The organism is Chryseobacterium sp. KBW03 (genome assembly GCF_003852415.1).
Lineage (GTDB): Bacteria > Bacteroidota > Bacteroidia > Flavobacteriales > Weeksellaceae > Chryseobacterium > Chryseobacterium viscerum.
The window spans coordinates 360,581-380,548 of record NZ_QAJO01000004.1 but is presented as its reverse complement, the minus strand read 5'-3'; the positions used below and the strand labels follow the sequence as shown (position 1 = coordinate 380,548).

Below are 19,968 nucleotides of genomic sequence, written 5' to 3'. Positions count from 1 at the left end.
ACTTTACAGAGGTTATTTTGTAAATAACATTTCTCTGTATTTTGTCATTGGCCAAAGCTCATCATCTACCATCATTTCCAAAGCATCTGAAGCTTCTCTGATAGGATCGAATAATGGTTTTACTTTGTTGCAGTATTGTTCTGCCTGTTTTTGGCTGTCTGATATATTTTTTGCCGTTTCTCTGGCTTTAAGAAGATCTTCAACACCAAGCTTGATTTTAGAAACGTTTTCAGAAATGCTTGTAATTAAGCTCATCTGTTCTTTCGCCAATGGCTTGAAATCTTTATCTCCGAAGATTTCTTTAAGACCTTTTACGTTTTCAATCAATCTGTTCTGATAGTTTAAAGCAGAAGGAATGATGTGGTTTCTTGCGATATCACCTAAAACTCTTGCTTCAATATCGATAACGGTAGAATATTTTTCTAATTTGATTTCGTTTCTCGCTTCAACTTCTCTGTGGTTGAAAATTCCCATTTCCTCATAAAGGTCTAAGAATTTTTTGTCCATTTCCTGTTTAAGAGCTTCCGGAGTTGTTTTCAGGTTGTTCAATCCTCTTTTCTTAGCTTCTTTTGCCCAGTCGTCAGAATATCCGTCACCTTCAAACATGATGTTCTTAGATTGCTTGATGTACTCTCTTAATACATTGAAGATCGCTTCATCTTTCTTTAATCCACCTTCGATAAGGGTATCTACTTCTTTTTTGAAGTCGTTCAGCTGCTTCGCTGCAATAGTGTTCATTACAGTCATAGATTCTGCACAGTTAGCAGAAGAACCTACAGCTCTGATTTCAAACTTATTTCCTGTAAATGCAAATGGAGAAGTTCTGTTTCTATCAGTATTGTCTAATAAGATTTCAGGAATCTTTCCAACTACGTTTAATTTTAATTCTGTTTTCTCTTCCGGAGATAATTTTCCGTTGGTTACTTTTTCAAGTTCTTCCAATACGCTGAACAACTGACTTCCGATAAATACGGAAATAATTGCTGGCGGAGCTTCGTTGGCACCAAGTCTGTGATCATTGCTTGCAGAAGCGATACTTGCTCTTAAAAGATCTGCATATTCATGAACAGCTTTAATCGTGTTAACAAAGAATGTTAAGAACTGTAAGTTTTTCTTTGGATTTTTTCCCGGGCTTAATAGGTTTTCCCCTGTATCTGTTGCCAAAGACCAGTTGTTGTGCTTCCCGCTTCCGTTTACTCCTGCGAAAGGTTTTTCGTGGAAAAGAATATGGAAGTGGTGTTTGTGAGCGACTCTTGCCATGATGTCCATCAACAATGAGTTGTGGTCTACAGCAACGTTCACTTCTTCAAACATTGGAGCAAGCTCGAATTGGTTTGGTGCAACCTCGTTATGTCTTGTTGTTGCAGGAATTCCCAATTTCATACATTCGATTTCCAACTCTTTCATGAAGTTCATTACTCTTGTAGGAATAGAACCGAAATAATGGTCATCCAGCTGCTGTCCTTTTGCAGGAGAATGTCCTAATAATGTCTTACCTGTTAATACAAGGTCCGGACGTGACTGGTATAATGCTGAATCAACAAGGAAATATTCCTGCTCCCAACCTAAAGTAGGAGTTACCTTGGTAACATTTTTGTCAAAATACTGCATTACATTCGTAGCAGCATCATCCACAGCGTTCAATGATCTTAAAAGAGGTGTTTTGTAATCTAATGTTTCTCCGGTATAAGAGATAAAGATGGAAGGAATACACAATGTAGTTCCCATGATGAATGCCGGAGATGTAGGATCCCAAGCTGTATAACCTCTTGCTTCAAAAGTATTTCTGATACCTCCGTTAGGGAAAGATGATGCGTCAGGTTCCTGCTGGATTAGCATGCTTCCGCTGAATCTTTCAATCGCTCTTCCTCCTTCAATTGGGGTAAAGAAAGAATCGTGCTTTTCAGCAGTAGTCCCTGTTAAAGGCTGAAACCAGTGCGTGTAGTGAGTTGCACCTTTGCTCATTGCCCAGTCTTTCATCGCTACGGCTACCTGATCTGCGATATGTCTCTGGATCTTAGTTCCTTTTTTAATAGCATCCATAATAGAATTGAATGCTTCTTTTGTTAAATATTCTCTCATTGTTTCTTCTGAGAAAACATTTTTACAGAAAAGTTCAGATAATTTTGCAGGGATTTCGACAGCGTTGTCTTTTCTGAAATCCTTAAATGGTAGGGTTTCTAATGCTTTGAATCTTAAGGTTGACATATTTGGGTGATTTTTTACAGGGCAAATTTACGAAAAAAATGAATCGAAAACATTTTAACCCCAAAAAATTTAGGGGTGTTTTAAAAATTTACATAACTTAAACACTTGTTTGGTGTTTTTGGAGAGGGGTAATTTGTATTTAAGTTTAAAAATGGATTGCTGTAAATCCAGAAATAGAAACTTTTACTGTAATGTGCTTTAAAAAATAGATCTCTTAAGAGGAATCATATTAATAACAACTTTCATGACCACTTATGCCTGTATAAATATAAGAATAAAACATGGATATTCAATTTCCCATTAAATAATTAAACAAAAAGGAGTGCAGATAGATCTTAAAATAGATCTTCTTATCAGTAGGTTTTAAACAACTTATTAAAAGACAGTTAAAATAAGATGGGCAAAGATTTTGTATATTTGTGTGAAATTTATTTTATGACAAATTCTAGAGCAAGAGAGACAACGGAAGCTATTGAAAGATTATACATCTCTATGAGACATTTATTTTATAGAGGATTTTTCAAGCCGGGAGGTGTTTCAGGAGAAAGTATCAGAAGTTTGTTGAAGACGATCAATCCGGAAATTTATGGGACCATGAATATTCCAAGCAAATTGGAACTTGACGGTTTGATGTATGTATTAGACAGACTTCCGGAAGGGATTGAAGAATGTGCTTTTATTCATCTTACATCTGATGAAGGTTTTGATAAAGGAAGTTTCGAACCAATTGTTCCAAAGAAAAGAAGAAGAAACTGTTATAGAATAGACGAACACCAGATGAATATTGAGGTTCTTTTGGGCCGTTCCGAAATTTATGACATTCTTACCCACCTTACCTTTTTATTTATAGAAGCGGATAAAATCCGTAATCTGGCTTTCATTCAGAATGAAAACTGGAAACCGACACGCGCCTTCAAAATTATTGAAGAGGTTGTGAAAGGGGAAAAGAAATTCAGCAGAAAAGAAAAAGAAGTGGCACTTATTCATCTTTCTTCTTTAATAGGAAGATCTTTTGATGAAACGCTAAGAGCTTATAATACTTTTGGTGATGATCATAATCCTGATCGTTTATTCAAAATCATCTACAACTTAGGAAAAGTAAGTCTTGAGGATGCAAAAGGTAGCAGAGAAAGAGAAGTTTATTTCAGCGCTATATTAAAGGAAAGAGTAGGGCACCATTATTTTGGTGAGAAATGGGCCAACAAAGTGAAAGAGGTTTTATTTGATAACAACCTTCACATGCGCCCGCTTCATATTATTTCTGCCAACATGCACTCTGTGAAAAATATGCTGTATGCCAACAATGCAGTTAAAAAGAAACAGCATCATGAAATTGACTATAAACTATACGAAGAGATTTCGAACAAAAAAGAACTTCGTGATAAAGTTTTAAAATATGCGTTGGATGAGGGAATGATTCATATTGCTGACAAGAGTGGAAGTAATATCGATGTTCAGATCATTGACCTCAGCAAAACAGACTTAAAGAATACACCGTTTGCAGATTGCAAGTTTTCAGGAGATGACGTGGTAATGGTATTCGATTATGCTTTTGGTGAGCAGGCTTTCGAAGTGATGGATGAGCTGTTGAGACCTTTTGAGCACAAAGGGGAAATATATATGATGAAGGTGAAATCTGTGTCTATCATGGGGAAAGCAGGAATTCTTACAGGAGCAAAAGGAGATATTATGATTCCTACTTCTCATATTTTTGAAGGAACGGCAGATAACTATCCATTTGAAAATGCATTAAAACTTGATGATTTCAATGATGATGAGCTGAAAGCTTTTGAAGGGCCTATGATTACCGTATTGGGAACGTCACTGCAAAACAGAGATATTTTATCATACTTTATGAATACTTCATGGAAGGCAATTGGTCTTGAAATGGAAGGGGCGCATTATCAGAAAGCTATTCAGGTGGCTTCTAAAATCAGACACCACATTTCACCGGACCTTTTTGTGATGTATGCGTATTATGCTTCTGATAATCCGTTGGAAACAGGAAGTACATTATCTTCAGGAGGTCTTGGTCTTACAGGGGTAAAACCAACTTATCTGATCACTCTAAGAATTCTTGAAAAGATTCTAAGAAGTGGAAAGAAAGAAGCTTCTGCTAAAAAATAATGATCATTCAATATTATAATATCAACCTCAGATGTATTTTGCATTTGAGGTTTTTTTTCAAAATACAAATGAAATAGTGATGCTCATGCTTAGTATTGATACGCCATTTTTCCCTCATCAATTTTATCAAAATAATTCCCTAGAGACAGGATGCGGTCTTTATTCACAGGATTAATATACCGTAGAAACATTTGTTCAGTGCTGTGTCCTGTAGCCTCCATCAACAGTGGTGTGGGGATTTTTCCATAAAAGTTGGTCGCAAAACTCCTTCGCCCTATATGGCTGGACAGTGTTTCCCACTTTTCTGACTGCACTTCCTTACTTCTGTAACCGATTCTTTTCCTTGATTTTAAAGACTCATTCAGGTGGGCGAGTTTTGCGATTTCTTTAATGTATTTGTTGTAATGCTGGATGTCCATTATTTTTGGAAAGCGGTTCTCATTGTGTTCAATGATGTGTAATACTTTAGGATGTAAGGGCAAAAAAATTTCTTTTTTTGTTTTCTTCTGCTCAAACGAAAGACAGGTTTTTCCTTCTATAATATGTAACTGTTGAGTATTAAAACGTATAAAATCCGAAAATCGCTGACCGGTATAACAGCTGATGAGCAACCAGTCTTTTGCGGCTTGCAATTCTTCTGGAACAACTGTTTTTTGTATTTTGATGATTTCCTTTTCTGTAAGTGTTACCACTTCTTTTTTTTGCTTCTCCCTGCGCAGTTCCAGTTCTCTTACGCAAGTTCTGATCCCTTTTCTTTCTACAAAATTCAAAATGGTTTTGATAAAATGAATGGTGCGGTAGATTGTATTTTCACTGTATTCTTCTTTTTTTCCAAAAATCATAAAATCCCTTATGAAATCAGAATCAACATTCTCAATATAAACGGATTTGCATAAAAAACCTTCAAAACGTTCCAGGAGGCGGAAGAAAACTTTATATCTTTTATAAGTGGAATGGCATATGAGTCCCTTTTTGCTGTCAATGTACCATTGCATATAGTATAGAAGAGTGTTTTCCTGTGGTGGATCCTGTACACCATTACCTATGTTTTTTATTTTGCATGATATCTCCCGGCGAAGAAATTTTTTATTATCAATATATCCTGTAATTTTCTTTTTTATACAATCTAATTTTACATTGAGTATTTTATACTTCTTTATATAAATATTACAAGGACGCTGTTTCTCTTTATCCCAGTTTTCTTCAGAAATACTAAGGTTTGTGCGGAAATTGTATTTTTTATTTTGTTGATTGTCAGTAATTACCAGGTGGATATTTTTCTGTGTGCCACAATTTTCAGATAGGAAAAATTGGAGTGTCATTTTGTAGGGTTTAGCGATTATTATCAGCTAAATTAACATAAAAAAAGTAGTCCTCTTTAGACTACTTTTTCATTGCAAATATAAACTTTTTTTTGAGAAACCTAATAATTTAAAATTCTGTTTTCTAGTTCATTGTGTATACTTTGTTTCATTGATTTGATATTTATAGATTAAAAAAACAGAAAGATAAATTTTTATTGATACCGATTCTTCATTCTAAAAATATTGATTTGTAAATCAATGGGTTAAATAATAGTCTAAAGAGGACTATTGTTTAATAATATGATGAAAAACATTCTGGTGAAAGAAAGTTTGTTTCCAATAGCATACCGTAAGTGCGGTATGTCTATTGGCTTTTTTCTGTATTTCATCTCTGTGTTTCTATTTTCCCAAACTTTTAATAAAAATAATCCTGCAGTTACTATCGAAGGAAATGTTACTCTTTATGTAGCAGATGATTTTGACAGCTCAAAAACGAAAATCAGTACAGGTACAGGAAAAACCGAAATTTATATTGCAAAAGGTGTTCATATATATGGTGCAGAACATTTCGGAAATTCAAAATTGAATGAAGAAAAAACAATTGCCCACAGATCAGGAAAGAAAAAATGGGCTGTAAGTCCAAAATGTCAAAAAGCAAAACTTTACAAACCGGAAAAAAAGCCTCAAATCCTTTCTTATGTTAAACCTACAGGAAATAGGCACACATTCTTTACGTCGTCGGGTGGTTATTGGGGTTTTGCGATACTGAACAATAATCCTGTTATCCAGAAATTTCAGATTCTATATGAAGATTTATATATATCCATATACTCTTTTGCCTGGGAAGACACTATTATATTTTCATTTTGTGACTCTTCTCTTGTAAAAGAAAAAGTGCTGGCTCATTATTCCCGACCGCCGCCTTTCATGATACCCTTTACTGCTTAAGCCTTTACAATTAGCCTTATCAAAGTTCAAAACCTTGAAAAGAATGTGAAGCATTTTTAACTTAACAATATTCAAGTTTACAAATTATCATCGTAAAAAATACATAGTATGAAAAACAAGTATTTATTAATTATATTAATAGTGCTATTTCAAATAGCAAACGGACAGGTTGGAATTGGAACAACGGCACCCAGAGGTGCATTAGATATTAATAAGCCTACCACCTATAATATGGGCTTGGTATTGCCTACGAATACTTCCACCGGAAACATTATAAACCCTCAGGGAGGAAATGTTGCAGAAGGAACTATCATTTATGACAGCAGCATGAAATGTGTAAAAGTATTTAACGGGACAGCATGGTCAAACTGTTTATGTGATGCTTGTTCCACAACACCTACCATAGCAGCGGACTGTACTCAAAGCGGATTTCAGGGTACCTATACAGGAGGTGTAGCATTATCTGGAGCAACATTCTCTGTGACTTTAACTAATAATTCTTTCTCCACGGCTACGATCGGCTTTCAGGCAAGTGACCTTACTTTGAGTGGTGTAAGCGGAGTAACCGTTGCTTCTGTAACACCTGCATCGGTTACTCTTAACGCTGGACAATCTCAAATAATCACATATAATCTAACTGGAACACCTGCTGCATCAGGAACTTTAACTGGGGCGTGGAGTAAACTGAACTTAAGCTGTTCAAACTCTGTAGCTGTTCGAAAAACGGTTCGTTTTGCATATTGGTCAGGTTATGCAATAGGGAATAGTGCACAAGCTGCGTACAATTCGCAATTAAGTAATGCTGCTAATTATGGGGTCTCAGGAACGTATTCGGGTAATTTCAACGGATTTACTTTCACAGATATTACCTCAACTTTATCTGGGCTTACAGTAGCTAACTTATTAAGTTCGTACGATGTTATATCTACAGGATATGCCAATATGACGGTTGCCGATGCCGCTAAAATTAAAGGGTTTGTAGATGGTGGAGGAGTTGCAATCATCCTTTTTGATTCTGGTACTGGAACCAGTTTATTTAATGCATTTGGAGGGACAGGTGCTGTAGGTTCTGGTGTGGCAACTGCAACAACCAATACAAATGCGATCAACAATGGAATATTTGGGAATACAACAAACACTCTGATAACAGGTCAGGGATCATATGGTGCTGTCACGACTTCTCAATTGCCTGCAGGATATACGCTTTTGGCAGCTAATGGAGCTGCTCCGCAAATATTTGTTGCCGGAAACCAAGGGAAAGCCATTTTCTTCTGGGATGAAGGGGCTTTCAGAGATACCTCAGTGGCAGGTACTGTGATTGACACTCAACAAGAGAGATTCTTGCATAATATCATGGCTTATGCTCTGGGTAAGGCAGGATTTTAATGTATAAAATCTGATCTAAAATAATGATGCAGTACTTCTTTCTTTTAATGTGATTGTAAAAGTATAGAAGGCTGCATCTTTTAAATGATTAAAAAAAGAGAAAGCCTGAGAAAGGCTAACTCTCATTAAAGTCTCTGTATACAACTTAAAAGAACTTAGAGGCATTTCCATTTTTGGGTTACAGAAGGTAATAAAAAGTAAAACAATGGTTAATTTTAAAGAAATACATATAGGAAAGATGATTGAAAAAAGAGTTACAGAATGTAGGATAGAAATATTCCGGATCTGCAACTTTATGAAATGTTCACAGGAGGAAGTAAACAAAATGTATGCATCCCAAAGCTTAGATAGCGAGGTTCTACTCCGCTGGAGCAAGCTTTTGGAATATGATTTTTTTAGAATTTATACACAACATTTGATATTGTATGCCCCAGCTAATTCTGAAAGAGGAATTGATAAAAAGACAAAGACGGCTCTTCCACAATTTAGGAAAAATATTTATACCAGAGAGATCATAGATTTTGTACTGGAACTTATTGAAAGTGGAGAAAAAACAAGGTTTCAGGTATTAGAAGATTACAGAATACCTAAAACAACCCTTTACAAATGGATTGGAAAATACAGAAAATCAGAAAATATGTAGACTAATATCTATTAAACCTCAAAAAACCATGCAAAAATCTAATATTAATTATCGACAAATTTTCATGGATATTCTCGACGCTAAATATCCTGAAAAAAAAGCGGAATGCCTTTCCTTATTGAAAAACGAAAATCTTTCAGCAATAGATATTATAAAGCTGAACCATAAAATATTCGGGAAAGCAGATAAAGAAACAGAAGCTTTTAATCAGAAACACCGTTCTTACAGTAAATCTGCTATTCTGAAAATATTAGACTATCAGAAAAAGAATAATCTGAATAACCTTCAGTTGGCGAGTTACTATAAGCTGAGCAGAAATACAATAACAAAATGGAAGAAACTTTTCTATGAAGCGGATTAGCCAATACTCAGCCTTATAATTTTTGATTTGGCGATGCAGGTCATCACAATCATTTTCCCACAAGAATGTCAGTTTTTCTAGAAGACTGACATTCTTTTTTATTATTTATCTTTAGAAAACATAATATAGTAGCCCATGAGTTCAGTATCAGAATTATCAAAAAGATTTAGGGAAGTATTGCTGGATGGTCTTTGGATTGCCAATACGAATTTTAAAGATCAGCTTTCGGATGTTAGCTGGGAGCAGGCCGTGGCGAAGATAGATTCTTTGAATACCATTGCGATGCTTACTTTTCATATCGATTATTATATCGCAGGAATTGTGAATGTTTTTGAAGGCGGTGGTCTCGAGATCAAAGATAAATTTAGTTTTGATCTTCCTCCCATCGAATCTCAGGAACAGTGGGAAGACTTATTACATAAATTATGGAACGATTCTGAGAGGTTTGCTGTACTATTGGAGCAGATACCGGATTCTAAACTTGATGAGGTATTTGTGGATGAGAAGTACGGAACTTACAGAAGAAATATCGACGGAATGATCGAACACTGCTATTATCATCTGGGACAGATTACTTTAATCAAAAAACTATTAAAAAGCAGATAAAAAGATATACACAATCATCTGTGATCCTTGTCAAGGTTTTAAACCTTGACAAGGATCATTGTAAATAAAGCTTAAAAAAAGAATTTAACAATTTTAATTAAAATCTATCTAAAACCATACTAAACAGAATAAAATCTCAGAATAACTCCTATTTGAGGTTCTTATTTAAATTACTTAACTTTAGAAAAAATAAAATTTTAAATGAGAAAATCGGCTGCAATCATTTTTGCGTTTATCATTTCACAATTTCAGGCTCAGCAAGGGGCTTATTATCAGCAGGCTGCGAAGTACAAGATGGATATTGATGTTAATGCTGAAAAATTTACCTATCAGGGAAAACAGACTTTAGAATATACCAATAACTCACCCGATGAGTTGAAGGTAGTGTATTTTCATTTATACTGGAATGCTTTCAAGCCCAATTCTATGATGGACCAAAGAGTGGCTTCCCAGGGAAAAAATGGTGACGGAAGACTGCAGAAAGACGGAATCTCAAGATTGGCTTCTATTCCAAAAGATCAGGAAGGTGTTCAGAATATCCACTGGATCAAACAGAATGGAAAAGACCTGAAGTTTGAAGTTCAGGAAACTATTATGAAAGTATATCTGGCGGAACCCATCAAGCCCAATTCTACAACTACCTTTACAATGGATTGGGATTCTGTGATTCCTCAGCAGATCAGAAGAAGCGGAAGAAACAACAGAGAAGGAGTAGACATGACGATGACGCAATGGTACCCAAAAATTGCAGAGTACGATTATGACGGCTGGGCAACTTTTGACTATTTAGGAAGAGAATTTCATGCCCCATTCTCCGATTTTGATGTTACCATTAAAATCAACAAAGATTATGTTGTAGGAGCAGGAGGAATTCTCGAAAACCCAACAGAAGTAAAAGGCTATGATGCCAATGCTAAAATAAAAGCAGAAAAAGATAAGAAAGTAACCTGGAAATGGACCGCAAAAAACATTCTTGATTTTGCATGGAGCGCAGACAGAGATTACTCTGTAGAAAGCTTCAATGTTCCGGAAGGGCCAAAAGCGTATTTGGTGTATCAGAAAAACGATAAAACAAAAGCATGGGGAGAGGCACAGCCTTATATCACCAAGTATTTCCAGATTATGAATGCTCACTTTGGAAAGTATGTATATCCTACCTATGCATTTATCCAGGGAGGTGATGGTGGAATGGAGTACGGGATGTGTACCATGATTTTAGGTGAAGCTAAAAACGTTAAAGATTTATTGGGTCTAATGGCTCACGAAGGATCTCACTCCTGGTATCAGCAGATGCTGGCAACCAACGAATCTGTTCGTCCATGGATGGATGAAGGCTTTACCAGCTATGCAGAAGGATATACGATGTATCAGCTATTCCCTGAAGACCTTCCGAATCCTTTTATGGAAAGATTGGATGCTTACAGAAAGTTTATTAAAAAAGGAATTGAAGAACCTGCAGTTTGGCTGGGGGATCACCATGATAACGGGACTTCTTATACGTATGCATCTTATGTAAAAGGAGAATTATATCTGGTACAGCTTGGCTACATTATGGGAGAGCAGAATCTTGCAGAAACCTTAAAGCAGTATTATGATCTGTGGAGTATGAAACACCCTTCAGACAGAGATTTCCTTCACATTGCACAGAAAGTTTCCGGGATGGATCTGAAATGGTTCCATAACTATTGGATCAATACTACAAAGACGATCGATTACGGAATTAAGGATGTGAAATACGATGCAAAATCTACAACCATTACCTTAGTCAATAATGGTCAGGTTCCTATGCCGATTGATTTTGGGGTGATGACCACTGATAAGAAAATAGTGACTTACCAGATTCCATTGAATATGACTCATACGTGGAAAGAAAAAGATGTCTATGGTGATTTTAAAACAATGCCTTACTGGCCTTGGACTCAAAAAGAATATACATTGACGATTCCTTATACAAAATCTCAGCTGTCTGTTCTGGGAATTGATTTCAGCCAGAGAATTGCTGATGTGAACATGGAGAACAATTTTGTTGAAGTGAAATAATTATTAGAACCTATAAAAAAATCCACAGATGAGTCTGTGGATTTTTTTTATTTTATTCCGAATTGCTGTACCATCCAATGATTCGGATGATTTTTAATAAGGTCTTGCCTCAAGGCTTCATCTTTCGTGTTTAAATAACTATAAACCTTTAAAGGAACAGAATCAGGATATTCTTTTAATCCGTTTGCAACAGCAATTTTTGCTTCTTCCTTTTTTGGACCGCTATCTAAGGCTTCTGCTTTAAAAATGTAAATGATTGCCGGGAGCTTTCCATACACTTCTTTTGTTTCACTTTCCAGAAGACTCATGATCTCAATCTGAAATTCAGGATTGGGACTTTTTCCTTTTGTTACTGCCTGGCTGATATGCTGCTGATACATCAGGAGAAGATATAATAAGTGCATGTTTTTGGTGTTAGTATCAGAGACAGCTTTTTCCATTTTGTGCATAAACTCAGGAGTCATTTCGTCATTTTCAGCCTGAAGATTCTTTTGATAAAGCTCATCCATCAGATCATAAACTACTCTATCATTAGTGTCAATTTTTGATTGATTCTTTATTTTTTGGAAAACGGTTGTTATTGCAGAGCCAGACTGCGCAAAAATAGAGACACTAAGGCATAATAAAGTACCGAGGATCAGTTTTTTCATGAGAGGTTTTGAATAAAGTTGTGTATTTAAATATACTGATTTGTTTTAAAGAAAGAAAAAATAAATAAATCATTGTAATTTAGTTTGATAATAACAGATTCTTTTTTTTAAAATTATTAAATTTATTCCCTCAAAATTAAGTAAGAATCTCAGTTATAGATTATGGGGTTTCTTCTGAAAAATATGTCAATGAATTCAATCGTAATCAACGTAGGGAACAGCAATATCCGATTTGGGCTTTTCAATGGTGATAACTGTGATATTTCGTGGGTCATCAATACAAAACCCTACAGAACGGCAGATGAACTGTATGTACAAATGCTGATGCTTTACCAGACCTATAAAATTGATCCAAAAGATATTGATAAGGTCATTATCGGATCGGTGGTACCCCAGCTTACCAAAGTAATGAGCTCAGGGATCAAAAAAATTCATGGAACAACTCCTGTGATTGTTGACAGAGGAACACCTTCGGGAGTCCAGGCAAAATCAAAGCAGATGGGGACAGATATCTATGCGAACCTTGTGGCAGCACACAATTTGTACCCAGGCAGGAAAAAGATTGTCATCGATTTCGGAACAGCCCTTACAGCGAGTTGTGTGACAGAAACAGGCGAGACTTTAGGAGTGATTATTGCTCCGGGAATTGTTACCTCACTCAATTCACTGATCAACCAGACCGCACAGCTTCCTGATATTGAACTGAAAAAACCAAAAACTGTTTTAGGACTGGATACGGTAACCTGCATGCAAAGCGGTATGGTATATGGTTTCCTGGGTATGGTAGAAGGTTTTATCACCCGTATCAATGACGAAGTGAATGATGACTGTTTTGTAGTTGCCACTGGAGGGGTTTCTCATATCTATAAACCTTTGACAGATAAAATTCATGTGATGGACAGGCTTCATACCTTAAAAGGGCTTTATTTCCTTGGAAAAGATTTGTAAACTTAGAGAATTAAGAACAGATGCTTAGCTGGAACCTCAGCTTTACTATTTAATATAATGAAAAAGTTTCCCATACTAGAAACCGAAAGATTGATTCTCTCCCAATTGGAAGAGAAGGATATTCCTTTCATCGTTGAATATCTTCAGCATAGAATTTTTTCTGATCTTACTTCCAATATTCCTTATCCGTATATGGAAAGTGATGCTATCTCCTGGGTGAAAATGTCAAAAGAAGTTTTTGATGACCATACCGGTTATACGTTTGCTATCCGGAATAAAGAAGGTCAAATTATAGGAGCTATCGGGCTTCATGACAGGGATGATGATAAAGCAGAGCTGGGCTATTGGATCGGAATTCCTTACTGGAATAAAGGATATGTGACTGAAGCAGCAAAAGCGATAGTGGATTTTGGTTTTAAGGATCTGGAGTTCAATAAAATTTTTGCAACTCATTTTCTTCACAACCCTGCCTCCGGAAGAATTATGGAAAAAATAGGAATGGAGCAGGAAGCTGTTTTAAAACAGGAAATGAAAAAAAATGGTGAATATTTTGATATTGTGAGGTATTCTATTTTCAAAGACTGACCCCACAAAAGTATTTTTACCATTCCGGACATTATAAAAACAAAAGCAGAGAATATTGAAAAATACTCTCTGCTTTTTTATGTTGTGATTAAAAGTCTATCTTTTGCTTTTAAAAAAATCTTTCACGATAGAAGAGCACTCAGCTTCCATAATACCCGTGATAATTTCTGTTTTCGGGTGCAGAGAAAGATGTTTATTAATAAATCCTCTTTGTTCATCCCTAGCTCCAATCACGACTTTTGAGATCTGAGACCAGGAAAGAGCTCCCGAGCACATGACACAAGGTTCCATCGTCACATAAAGCGTACAGTCCTTTAAATACTTTCCTCCAAGGAAATTGGCTGCTGAGGTGATGGCCTGCATTTCTGCATGGGCAGTAACATCATTCAGTGTTTCCGTAAGGTTGTGAGCTCTTGCAATAATGCGGTTATTGGAAACCACTATACATCCAATAGGGACCTCATCTTTTTCTAAAGCGGCTTCTGCTTCCTGCAGTGCCATTTTCATGTAATATTCGTCAGTAAACATTTAATTTAATCAAAGTTTAATGTTAAAGGAACGCTCATATAAGCCCTCTCTGGTTGTCCATTTCTTATCGCGGGTTCCCATTTCTTTTGAATGAGTAGAACTGCAAGCTCAGCTTGTTTGTTGAAATTTTGATTTTCGCCAAAGCCTTTTGCTGTAATAATGCTTCCATCTTTTTCTATAATGAATATTACAATACTTTGGAGTTTCCCTTTCCCATTAATAGCATTAATATTGAAATGATCAATAATCTCTTTTTTAAAGGCCTTCGTTCCGCCGGGGTAATTAGGTTGATAAGCAACCTTACTATCTTTGAAAGATGTTATATTCGCATCAGAGATTGGATAAACAGATTGTATCTTTTTTTATAGTTATTTTAGCGCGTTTTCTTAAAGGAACTTTTAAAACTTCATCTAGGTAAATGTTTTTTACTTTCTGAATTTCGAGATCATATTTTTCTTTAATGAGCCTAAGACCTTCTGTCTGCTGTGAAAAATAAAAATTAAGGGTAAAGAGCAGAAATAAACTGCAGTATTTCTTCATTAGTCTGTCATGGTTAAAGTTAAAGGAAGAGTAAAACGATAGATCGCCGGATCACCTTTTATCATGGCGGGAGAAAACTTTTCTGCCAGAGAATACAGTGCAATTTCAGCCTGTCTGTTGAAGGTGAAATTATTTCCCTGAGCATGAACATTGCTGATGGTTCCATCTTTTTCTACAATAAAAGCAACATCTGTTTTCACCATTTTTTCTTCAGAATATACCCCGTCAATATACAGCAGATTGGCGACTTCCTGTCTCAAAGAATTGAGTCCGCCGGGATAATCGGCAACCTTTTCTGCATCCACAAATTTGTCAGATGACATGAGTTTGGGGCTCTTGATAGTATTAAGGTCTTCCAGGTTTCTAACCCTTAACAAAGCTCCAATCAGTGCATTGTTTTCAATGCTGTCCATTTTTTTCATAAAAAAAAGGAAATCTCCTTTGATCTCTAGCTTCTTTGCGGTATTAGATTCTGCATCAAATTTTTTCTTGAATTCTTTATTCAGCATATTTCTGTGCTGGTTGTAATAATTTTTTACAAGCTTAAATTCTTCTTTCTGCTGTGACAGTAAAAAAGAAGAAATAAAACAGCTGATGCCAATGAATAAAGTTTTCAATAAGGGTATATTTATGTAAATATAACAAAAAATATGACATTTATTTCTTATTCTCAGCTTTCAAGATAACGGTTTAAAGATTCCTGCAGATGATTGCGGATGTCATCAACTAAAGCTTTAGGTTCCAGAACGGTTACTTCTTTTCCGTAAGAAAGAATCTCCTGCATGAAATCGTAGGTATGATGGAGAAAAAACTCAAAATAGATCTCTTCCGGAGTTTCTTTGGTTTCCTTCTGTGACTGATGAAGAGGAAAGCTTCTGATATATTCTCCCTGATGGCGGCTGCATTTCAATACAATATTTTGTGGTTTCTGTTCTGCAAGATTCATCACTCCAAAAGCGTTTTTGAAATGCTCTCTGAAGTTATATTTATACTTCTCTCTGAACTGATTTTTATCCACATCCAAGTAATTGATTCTATCAAGACCGAATGATTTTAAAATCTTATCTTTTGTATCAATAGCGATGAGGTACCATCTGTCTTTGGATTCTTTTAATGCCAAAGGATGAACCTTTCTGGAGGTCATTAGTTTGTTTTTGTAATTGTAGTGCTCAAAAGTGACAACCCTTTTATTTCGTATGGCAAAAAAAAGGTCATAAAAATTTTCCACACCAGTAGGTTTCCGGCTTTCAAAAAAGATAAAATCTGAAAAATTGGGATGGGTATTCATGGCGTTGCTCACCTGAAAGGATTCCAATAATTTTTGGTTGTATTCATCCACTTCCATGATGGGGCGGCTCTCAATATAATATCGGTTGTCCCCCTTTTTCTTGTTGTGAATAGAAAGATTGAAAAGGTCAGAAATCTCACGGATATCCCTCTGCAAGGTACGGATAGAGTAGCTCTTGATTTCTGCATCCTGAAATTCAAAAGAGTTTAAAAGATAGTCCTCCAGCTGAGAATAGGTAGCCGGAGAACTTTCTAATCTTTTAATTATTAAGGCATATCTTGTCAGATAAAAGTCTTTCTTCATAGTAAAGTTTTGTAAGACAAATATATGTGCTTAATGCGACAAAAGGTGTCGTGTTTTATTTTTTATGAAAGTTTAAAAATCTTTTTTAATAAATTTTTTTAAATCAAAATTTTGGTATTTAAAATATTCAATTTCATTTACTGCAATATATTTATTATCTTTTTTTATGGCATATACAAATTTAGGTTTATCATCGCCTAAAAATGATGTCATATGAAGAGGAATACCATTATCTAAAAAGTATATGAAAAAGGATTTGTGTTCATCAACATATTTTTTTTCGCTATCCACATTAAAGTGCCACCCATCATGTTCATAATAGCCATCATTTCCTAATGAATATAGCTTTACTTTGCCTTGAGTTGCAGAAGCAGATTTGATATTATAAGCTTCGTTGAAAATATCACTAACAATTTTTAGTCCTATCTCTATAATTTGCTCTTTGGTTGGTTTCATGATTAATAATGTATATTTATTTTTTTTAATTCATTTTTCAAATTCCATTCATTCATTAAATAGTTTTTGTTTAATGATTCAGTATGGCCAGCTTTTATACGATAATTATTATTGATGTTATCAAGTTCTATATCTATCTCTTTAAGGTCAATTGCTTTAGAGTTTGTTTTTAAAAACCTGTGTACAACATATTCTTCTTTTATATTTGTAGGGATTCTATCAACTAATTTTTGATATTTATCTAATCCTAATTGTTCTATCAGCTTTGCATGCATTTCAACATGGAATATTTCATGCTGTAATGTATGTGCTTTAATTTTTATAAATCCATCAGAAGTATTTCCTGTAAATAAATAAACTTTTGGACCTTTTAAATGAATGCCATATCTTCTGTAAATACCACTCTTAGGAATAAAAACGCCTTCCACTCTGGGTTCTTTCTGCCATGCTTTGAATAGTTCGGTAAGTGCTTCGTTATCTCTGCTAACTACCATTATATCAAAATTTTGGAGTTTAGTGACTTTATTGATTTTAGCAGCAATTGTAGATATTGATTTAATGTCTACTTCAGTAATATCGGCAATATCATCTCCAATATTTAAACTGCGAACCTTTTCTTCCGCAATCTCATATATTTCATCTAAAAGATCATCAGAATATTTTTCATTTTTAAGTTGTGCTTTTAAATCATCTTCATGTTCTAAGATTTCTCTGGCACTTTTCCTTAAACCGTTATGAATTGTAACTGTAAGCTCTCCAGACAAAGATAATAATTCCAGCCAAAATAAATATTCAGATAATGATTTACCCCATGCTGCATCTCTTACTCCTGTAAGTTTCAATAATATATTTACTGTACCACTGGTAATTTCTACTACGGCCGCAGTTGCTGCCACAGCCTTTCTGGCGGTAGCTACTGCTCTTCCGGCTTTACTGACAAAGCTGAGCTTCTCTGCTTTTGCAGCAAATTTCGCCAGATATCTGAATTTTCCAATATTCCCAACTCCGGAAACAGTAGTTAAAATATCTGCGGCATACTCTGCACTCGTGATGACATTACTCCAGAACTGTTTATCACGATTGGCCTTCAGCATAAAGGCAGGAACAACAGAATCCAGTTTCATTTCCGTTTGCTGATTTTCAATATCCTTAAGATAAATAGGATAGAAAGGATGGTACCAGAATTGATCTATAATCGGAACCTGTGTAGGCACAAGATTATCAGTCTTTAGGCCTGGTCTCATTTCGGTTTCGGTTCTTCCTGTATCATATAATGTTTTTAATAACCTTCCTTTCTGTTTGTGGGTTTCAAAAGACATACTTACATTACTGAAATAGAAACCAAAAGCTTTTTCAGAAGAATATGGAAGGAATAAAAGGCCGTCTGTCGTTGCAAACTCAGGGTTTTTCTCCGTATCCGGATAAATGAATCTTGACTTTTTCCAAACCTGACTGATCAGTTTTGCAAATTCTAAGAAGTTATCTCCATTGATCCTATCATAAATAAATTCAAATTTGGTAATATTTTTGTCACCATCTTTTATATTCTCCAGGAACCAATTCATAAGTCTCACTTCCTGTCCTTCTTTTTGTAGAATAATTCTAATAAGTTTTACAAAGATGTTTTCTTCTGCGAGATCTTTCTTGTTCGTAAGGCTATCTCTTCTTATGGCCATTTCCATAAGCGTCCATAAGAAGTTCTCATTAAACATTATGGCTACAGATTCCGGTAAATAAAACAGGGTTTTCATGGCATCATAGTAAGCAAGTGTGCTTTTACTTTTAATACTGTCTTCTGTTTTATGAATAACCTGGGTCATAAACTGATCCCTGAAAAAATCTCTTTGGATATTTTGATTTTCTCCTTTTTGTAAAGAAAATCCTTCACTAAATAAAGTCTGATCCAAAAAAGTAAGGATTCCGCCGATACTTGTGAATTTTAATATAATAGAACATTCATCATCAGATATGAAAAACTTTGGTCTGTACCCTTTTTCATAATACCTGTATTTCAGTATGAAATTCTTCAGTCCGTATTCTATTTGGAGAAAAGGAATCAGATTCATTCTGCCTTCTTTTTCAGCTTTCAGAACCTGAACTTTCTTTTCCGGATTGTTCCATAAGTATTGTTCATCTTCAAAGAGTATTTTGATAATTTTCCCGAAAGTAGTGATGTGATCTGTATAATCGTAACTATATACATCACTTTCTATGTCTTTGAGATACTTTCCATTGGGGTCATAATAGATATTGTCTGGAAAAACACTTATCTCCTTTAAATTTTGAGAAAAAATGACTACCAAATTTTTATCGGTATCATAAATATATGAGCTTGTTCCAAATTCTATGGGAAATTCTATAAGCCATCCATCAGGCACGACTTCTGTTGTTTCATCCAAAAGATTGTAATAGTTTCCGTTGGATGTTTTTACATAGTATTTTCGTTCCCCGGTAGTTTTGAGCAGATAAATAGCTTCAGCATGATGGCTGTCCAGAAGACTAAAGATTCGTTTATATTTGCTAAAATCTGTTTCAAAAATATTTTTATTGACATTATAAGCTTCACCATCATCTAAAGCTGTTAAAAGAACTTCCGTGGGAGGTAAAGCATTTTCTGCAGCTTCCTCAGACCTTCGATAAAGTCTGAGAAACTCAATGAGTTGTTCAAAATCAGCCATTATCTTTATTTTTAGAGATTAAAGATGATAATTCATTTTCTGGAAAAATCATCGCAAGTTTATTGTTGGAATAATGCTCTTTTATTGTTTGTTCATCTAGAACAAGAAGATCCAAATAGTAATCTTGATCAATCAATGCATAAGCATTTTTAAGTTTACCTTTAGCCTGAACCAAAACATCCCAGTCTTTTCCTTCCAAAGTATCCCATTCATCAAAGGGCACCCGGCCTCTGCTTCCGAAAAGAAAGATCTTTTCCACAGCAGTTATGTCATCAATCTTATCCTTTAAGGTCGTGAGGATATAAGGCAGCACTTGATCGTGCTGCCAAATAGCCTCGAGTTTTACTCGGCTCATGGTTATATTTTAGA

18 protein-coding genes are annotated in these 19,968 nt (G+C 35.2%); 9 read left to right on the top strand and 9 right to left on the bottom strand.

Going from position 1 to position 19,968, the window contains the following annotated elements:
- Positions 1-12: 12 nt before the first annotated feature.
- Positions 13-2,208 (bottom strand): glutamine synthetase III, encoded by a 2,196-nt coding sequence (locus DBR39_RS09700; protein WP_109737817.1) that lies wholly within the window; start codon positions 2,206-2,208, stop codon positions 13-15.
- Positions 2,209-2,643: 435 nt separating this feature from the next.
- Here DBR39_RS09700 and DBR39_RS09695 point away from each other — a divergent pair, with 435 nt between their 5' ends.
- Positions 2,644-4,335 (top strand): DUF6909 family protein, encoded by a 1,692-nt coding sequence (locus tag DBR39_RS09695; RefSeq protein WP_124532609.1) that lies wholly within the window; start codon positions 2,644-2,646, stop codon positions 4,333-4,335.
- Positions 4,336-4,424: 89 nt separating this feature from the next.
- On the opposite strand, the gene DBR39_RS09690 is transcribed toward DBR39_RS09695, so the two are convergent.
- The gene (locus DBR39_RS09690; protein ID WP_124532607.1) at positions 4,425-5,657 is read right to left on the bottom strand and encodes a tyrosine-type recombinase/integrase; all 1,233 of its coding nucleotides are present in this window, start codon (positions 5,655-5,657) and stop codon (positions 4,425-4,427) included.
- A 282-nt stretch (positions 5,658-5,939) separates the two neighbouring features.
- On the opposite strand from DBR39_RS09690, the gene DBR39_RS09685 reads away from it, so the two are divergent.
- The 6 genes from DBR39_RS09685 to DBR39_RS09660 all read left to right on the top strand — a co-directional run bounded on the left by DBR39_RS09685 (position 5,940) and on the right by DBR39_RS09660 (position 11,623).
- Positions 5,940-6,587, top strand: a complete 648-nt coding sequence (locus DBR39_RS09685; protein WP_124532605.1) for a hypothetical protein — start codon at positions 5,940-5,942, stop codon at positions 6,585-6,587.
- A 108-nt stretch (positions 6,588-6,695) separates the two neighbouring features.
- A complete protein-coding gene (locus DBR39_RS09680; RefSeq protein WP_124532603.1) occupies positions 6,696-7,973 on the top strand; it encodes a hypothetical protein in 1,278 nt (425 codons plus the stop codon).
- A gap of 205 nt (positions 7,974-8,178) precedes the next feature.
- A complete protein-coding gene (locus DBR39_RS09675) occupies positions 8,179-8,616 on the top strand; it encodes a recombinase family protein (protein ID WP_124532601.1) in 438 nt (145 codons plus the stop codon).
- Positions 8,617-8,680: 64 nt separating this feature from the next.
- Complete coding sequence (locus DBR39_RS09670) at positions 8,681-8,977, top strand: helix-turn-helix domain-containing protein (RefSeq protein ID WP_228447809.1); 297 nt, start codon at positions 8,681-8,683, stop codon at positions 8,975-8,977.
- Between the two features lie 135 nt (positions 8,978-9,112).
- Positions 9,113-9,583: a DUF1572 domain-containing protein gene (locus DBR39_RS09665; RefSeq protein ID WP_124532597.1), complete on the top strand. Its 471-nt coding sequence runs from the start codon at positions 9,113-9,115 to the stop codon at positions 9,581-9,583.
- Between the two features lie 201 nt (positions 9,584-9,784).
- On the top strand, positions 9,785-11,623 hold the full coding sequence (locus DBR39_RS09660; RefSeq protein ID WP_124532595.1) for a M1 family metallopeptidase: 1,839 nt from the start codon (positions 9,785-9,787) through the stop codon (positions 11,621-11,623).
- Between the two features lie 47 nt (positions 11,624-11,670).
- Here the strand turns inward: DBR39_RS09660 and DBR39_RS09655 are convergent, their stop codons facing one another.
- A complete protein-coding gene (locus DBR39_RS09655) occupies positions 11,671-12,273 on the bottom strand; it encodes a hypothetical protein (protein ID WP_124532593.1) in 603 nt (200 codons plus the stop codon).
- 189 nt (positions 12,274-12,462) lie between these two features.
- On the opposite strand from DBR39_RS09655, the gene DBR39_RS09650 reads away from it, so the two are divergent.
- Both DBR39_RS09650 and DBR39_RS09645 read left to right on the top strand, forming a co-directional pair.
- Positions 12,463-13,221: a type III pantothenate kinase gene (locus tag DBR39_RS09650; RefSeq protein ID WP_124532591.1), complete on the top strand. Its 759-nt coding sequence runs from the start codon at positions 12,463-12,465 to the stop codon at positions 13,219-13,221.
- A gap of 57 nt (positions 13,222-13,278) precedes the next feature.
- Positions 13,279-13,806, top strand: a complete 528-nt coding sequence (locus DBR39_RS09645) for a GNAT family N-acetyltransferase (RefSeq protein WP_124532589.1) — start codon at positions 13,279-13,281, stop codon at positions 13,804-13,806.
- 96 nt (positions 13,807-13,902) lie between these two features.
- On the opposite strand, the gene DBR39_RS09640 is transcribed toward DBR39_RS09645, so the two are convergent.
- From DBR39_RS09640 to DBR39_RS09615, 6 genes are all read right to left on the bottom strand, one after another.
- Positions 13,903-14,334, bottom strand: a complete 432-nt coding sequence (locus DBR39_RS09640; RefSeq protein ID WP_124532587.1) for a nucleoside deaminase — start codon at positions 14,332-14,334, stop codon at positions 13,903-13,905.
- Positions 14,335-14,873: 539 nt separating this feature from the next.
- The gene (locus tag DBR39_RS09635) at positions 14,874-15,491 is read right to left on the bottom strand and encodes a hypothetical protein (RefSeq protein ID WP_228447808.1); all 618 of its coding nucleotides are present in this window, start codon (positions 15,489-15,491) and stop codon (positions 14,874-14,876) included.
- A 53-nt stretch (positions 15,492-15,544) separates the two neighbouring features.
- Positions 15,545-16,465, bottom strand: a complete 921-nt coding sequence (locus DBR39_RS09630; RefSeq protein ID WP_124532585.1) for a helix-turn-helix transcriptional regulator — start codon at positions 16,463-16,465, stop codon at positions 15,545-15,547.
- Between the two features lie 72 nt (positions 16,466-16,537).
- Complete coding sequence (locus DBR39_RS09625) at positions 16,538-16,921, bottom strand: hypothetical protein (RefSeq protein ID WP_124532583.1); 384 nt, start codon at positions 16,919-16,921, stop codon at positions 16,538-16,540.
- Positions 16,922-16,923: 2 nt separating this feature from the next.
- Positions 16,924-19,599 (bottom strand): hypothetical protein, encoded by a 2,676-nt coding sequence (locus tag DBR39_RS09620; protein ID WP_124532581.1) that lies wholly within the window; start codon positions 19,597-19,599, stop codon positions 16,924-16,926.
- The gene (locus DBR39_RS09615) at positions 19,592-19,954 is read right to left on the bottom strand and encodes a hypothetical protein (RefSeq protein ID WP_124532579.1); all 363 of its coding nucleotides are present in this window, start codon (positions 19,952-19,954) and stop codon (positions 19,592-19,594) included. The genes DBR39_RS09620 and DBR39_RS09615 overlap by 8 nt, the downstream gene beginning before the upstream one ends.
- Positions 19,955-19,968: the final 14 nt, after the last annotated feature.

Coding starts and splice junctions, on each gene's coding strand:
- DBR39_RS09700 (WP_109737817.1), bottom strand. CDS start 2,208: ATGTCAACCTTAAGATTCAAAGCATTAGAAACCCTACCATTTAAGGAT.
- DBR39_RS09695 (WP_124532609.1), top strand. CDS start 2,644: ATGACAAATTCTAGAGCAAGAGAGACAACGGAAGCTATTGAAAGATTA.
- DBR39_RS09690 (WP_124532607.1), bottom strand. CDS start 5,657: ATGACACTCCAATTTTTCCTATCTGAAAATTGTGGCACACAGAAAAAT.
- DBR39_RS09685 (WP_124532605.1), top strand. CDS start 5,940: ATGATGAAAAACATTCTGGTGAAAGAAAGTTTGTTTCCAATAGCATAC.
- DBR39_RS09680 (WP_124532603.1), top strand. CDS start 6,696: ATGAAAAACAAGTATTTATTAATTATATTAATAGTGCTATTTCAAATA.
- DBR39_RS09675 (WP_124532601.1), top strand. CDS start 8,179: ATGGTTAATTTTAAAGAAATACATATAGGAAAGATGATTGAAAAAAGA.
- DBR39_RS09670 (WP_228447809.1), top strand. CDS start 8,681: ATGGATATTCTCGACGCTAAATATCCTGAAAAAAAAGCGGAATGCCTT.
- DBR39_RS09665 (WP_124532597.1), top strand. CDS start 9,113: ATGAGTTCAGTATCAGAATTATCAAAAAGATTTAGGGAAGTATTGCTG.
- DBR39_RS09660 (WP_124532595.1), top strand. CDS start 9,785: ATGAGAAAATCGGCTGCAATCATTTTTGCGTTTATCATTTCACAATTT.
- DBR39_RS09655 (WP_124532593.1), bottom strand. CDS start 12,273: ATGAAAAAACTGATCCTCGGTACTTTATTATGCCTTAGTGTCTCTATT.
- DBR39_RS09650 (WP_124532591.1), top strand. CDS start 12,463: ATGAATTCAATCGTAATCAACGTAGGGAACAGCAATATCCGATTTGGG.
- DBR39_RS09645 (WP_124532589.1), top strand. CDS start 13,279: ATGAAAAAGTTTCCCATACTAGAAACCGAAAGATTGATTCTCTCCCAA.
- DBR39_RS09640 (WP_124532587.1), bottom strand. CDS start 14,334: ATGTTTACTGACGAATATTACATGAAAATGGCACTGCAGGAAGCAGAA.
- DBR39_RS09630 (WP_124532585.1), bottom strand. CDS start 16,465: ATGAAGAAAGACTTTTATCTGACAAGATATGCCTTAATAATTAAAAGA.
- DBR39_RS09625 (WP_124532583.1), bottom strand. CDS start 16,921: ATGAAACCAACCAAAGAGCAAATTATAGAGATAGGACTAAAAATTGTT.
- DBR39_RS09620 (WP_124532581.1), bottom strand. CDS start 19,599: ATGGCTGATTTTGAACAACTCATTGAGTTTCTCAGACTTTATCGAAGG.
- DBR39_RS09615 (WP_124532579.1), bottom strand. CDS start 19,954: ATGAGCCGAGTAAAACTCGAGGCTATTTGGCAGCACGATCAAGTGCTG.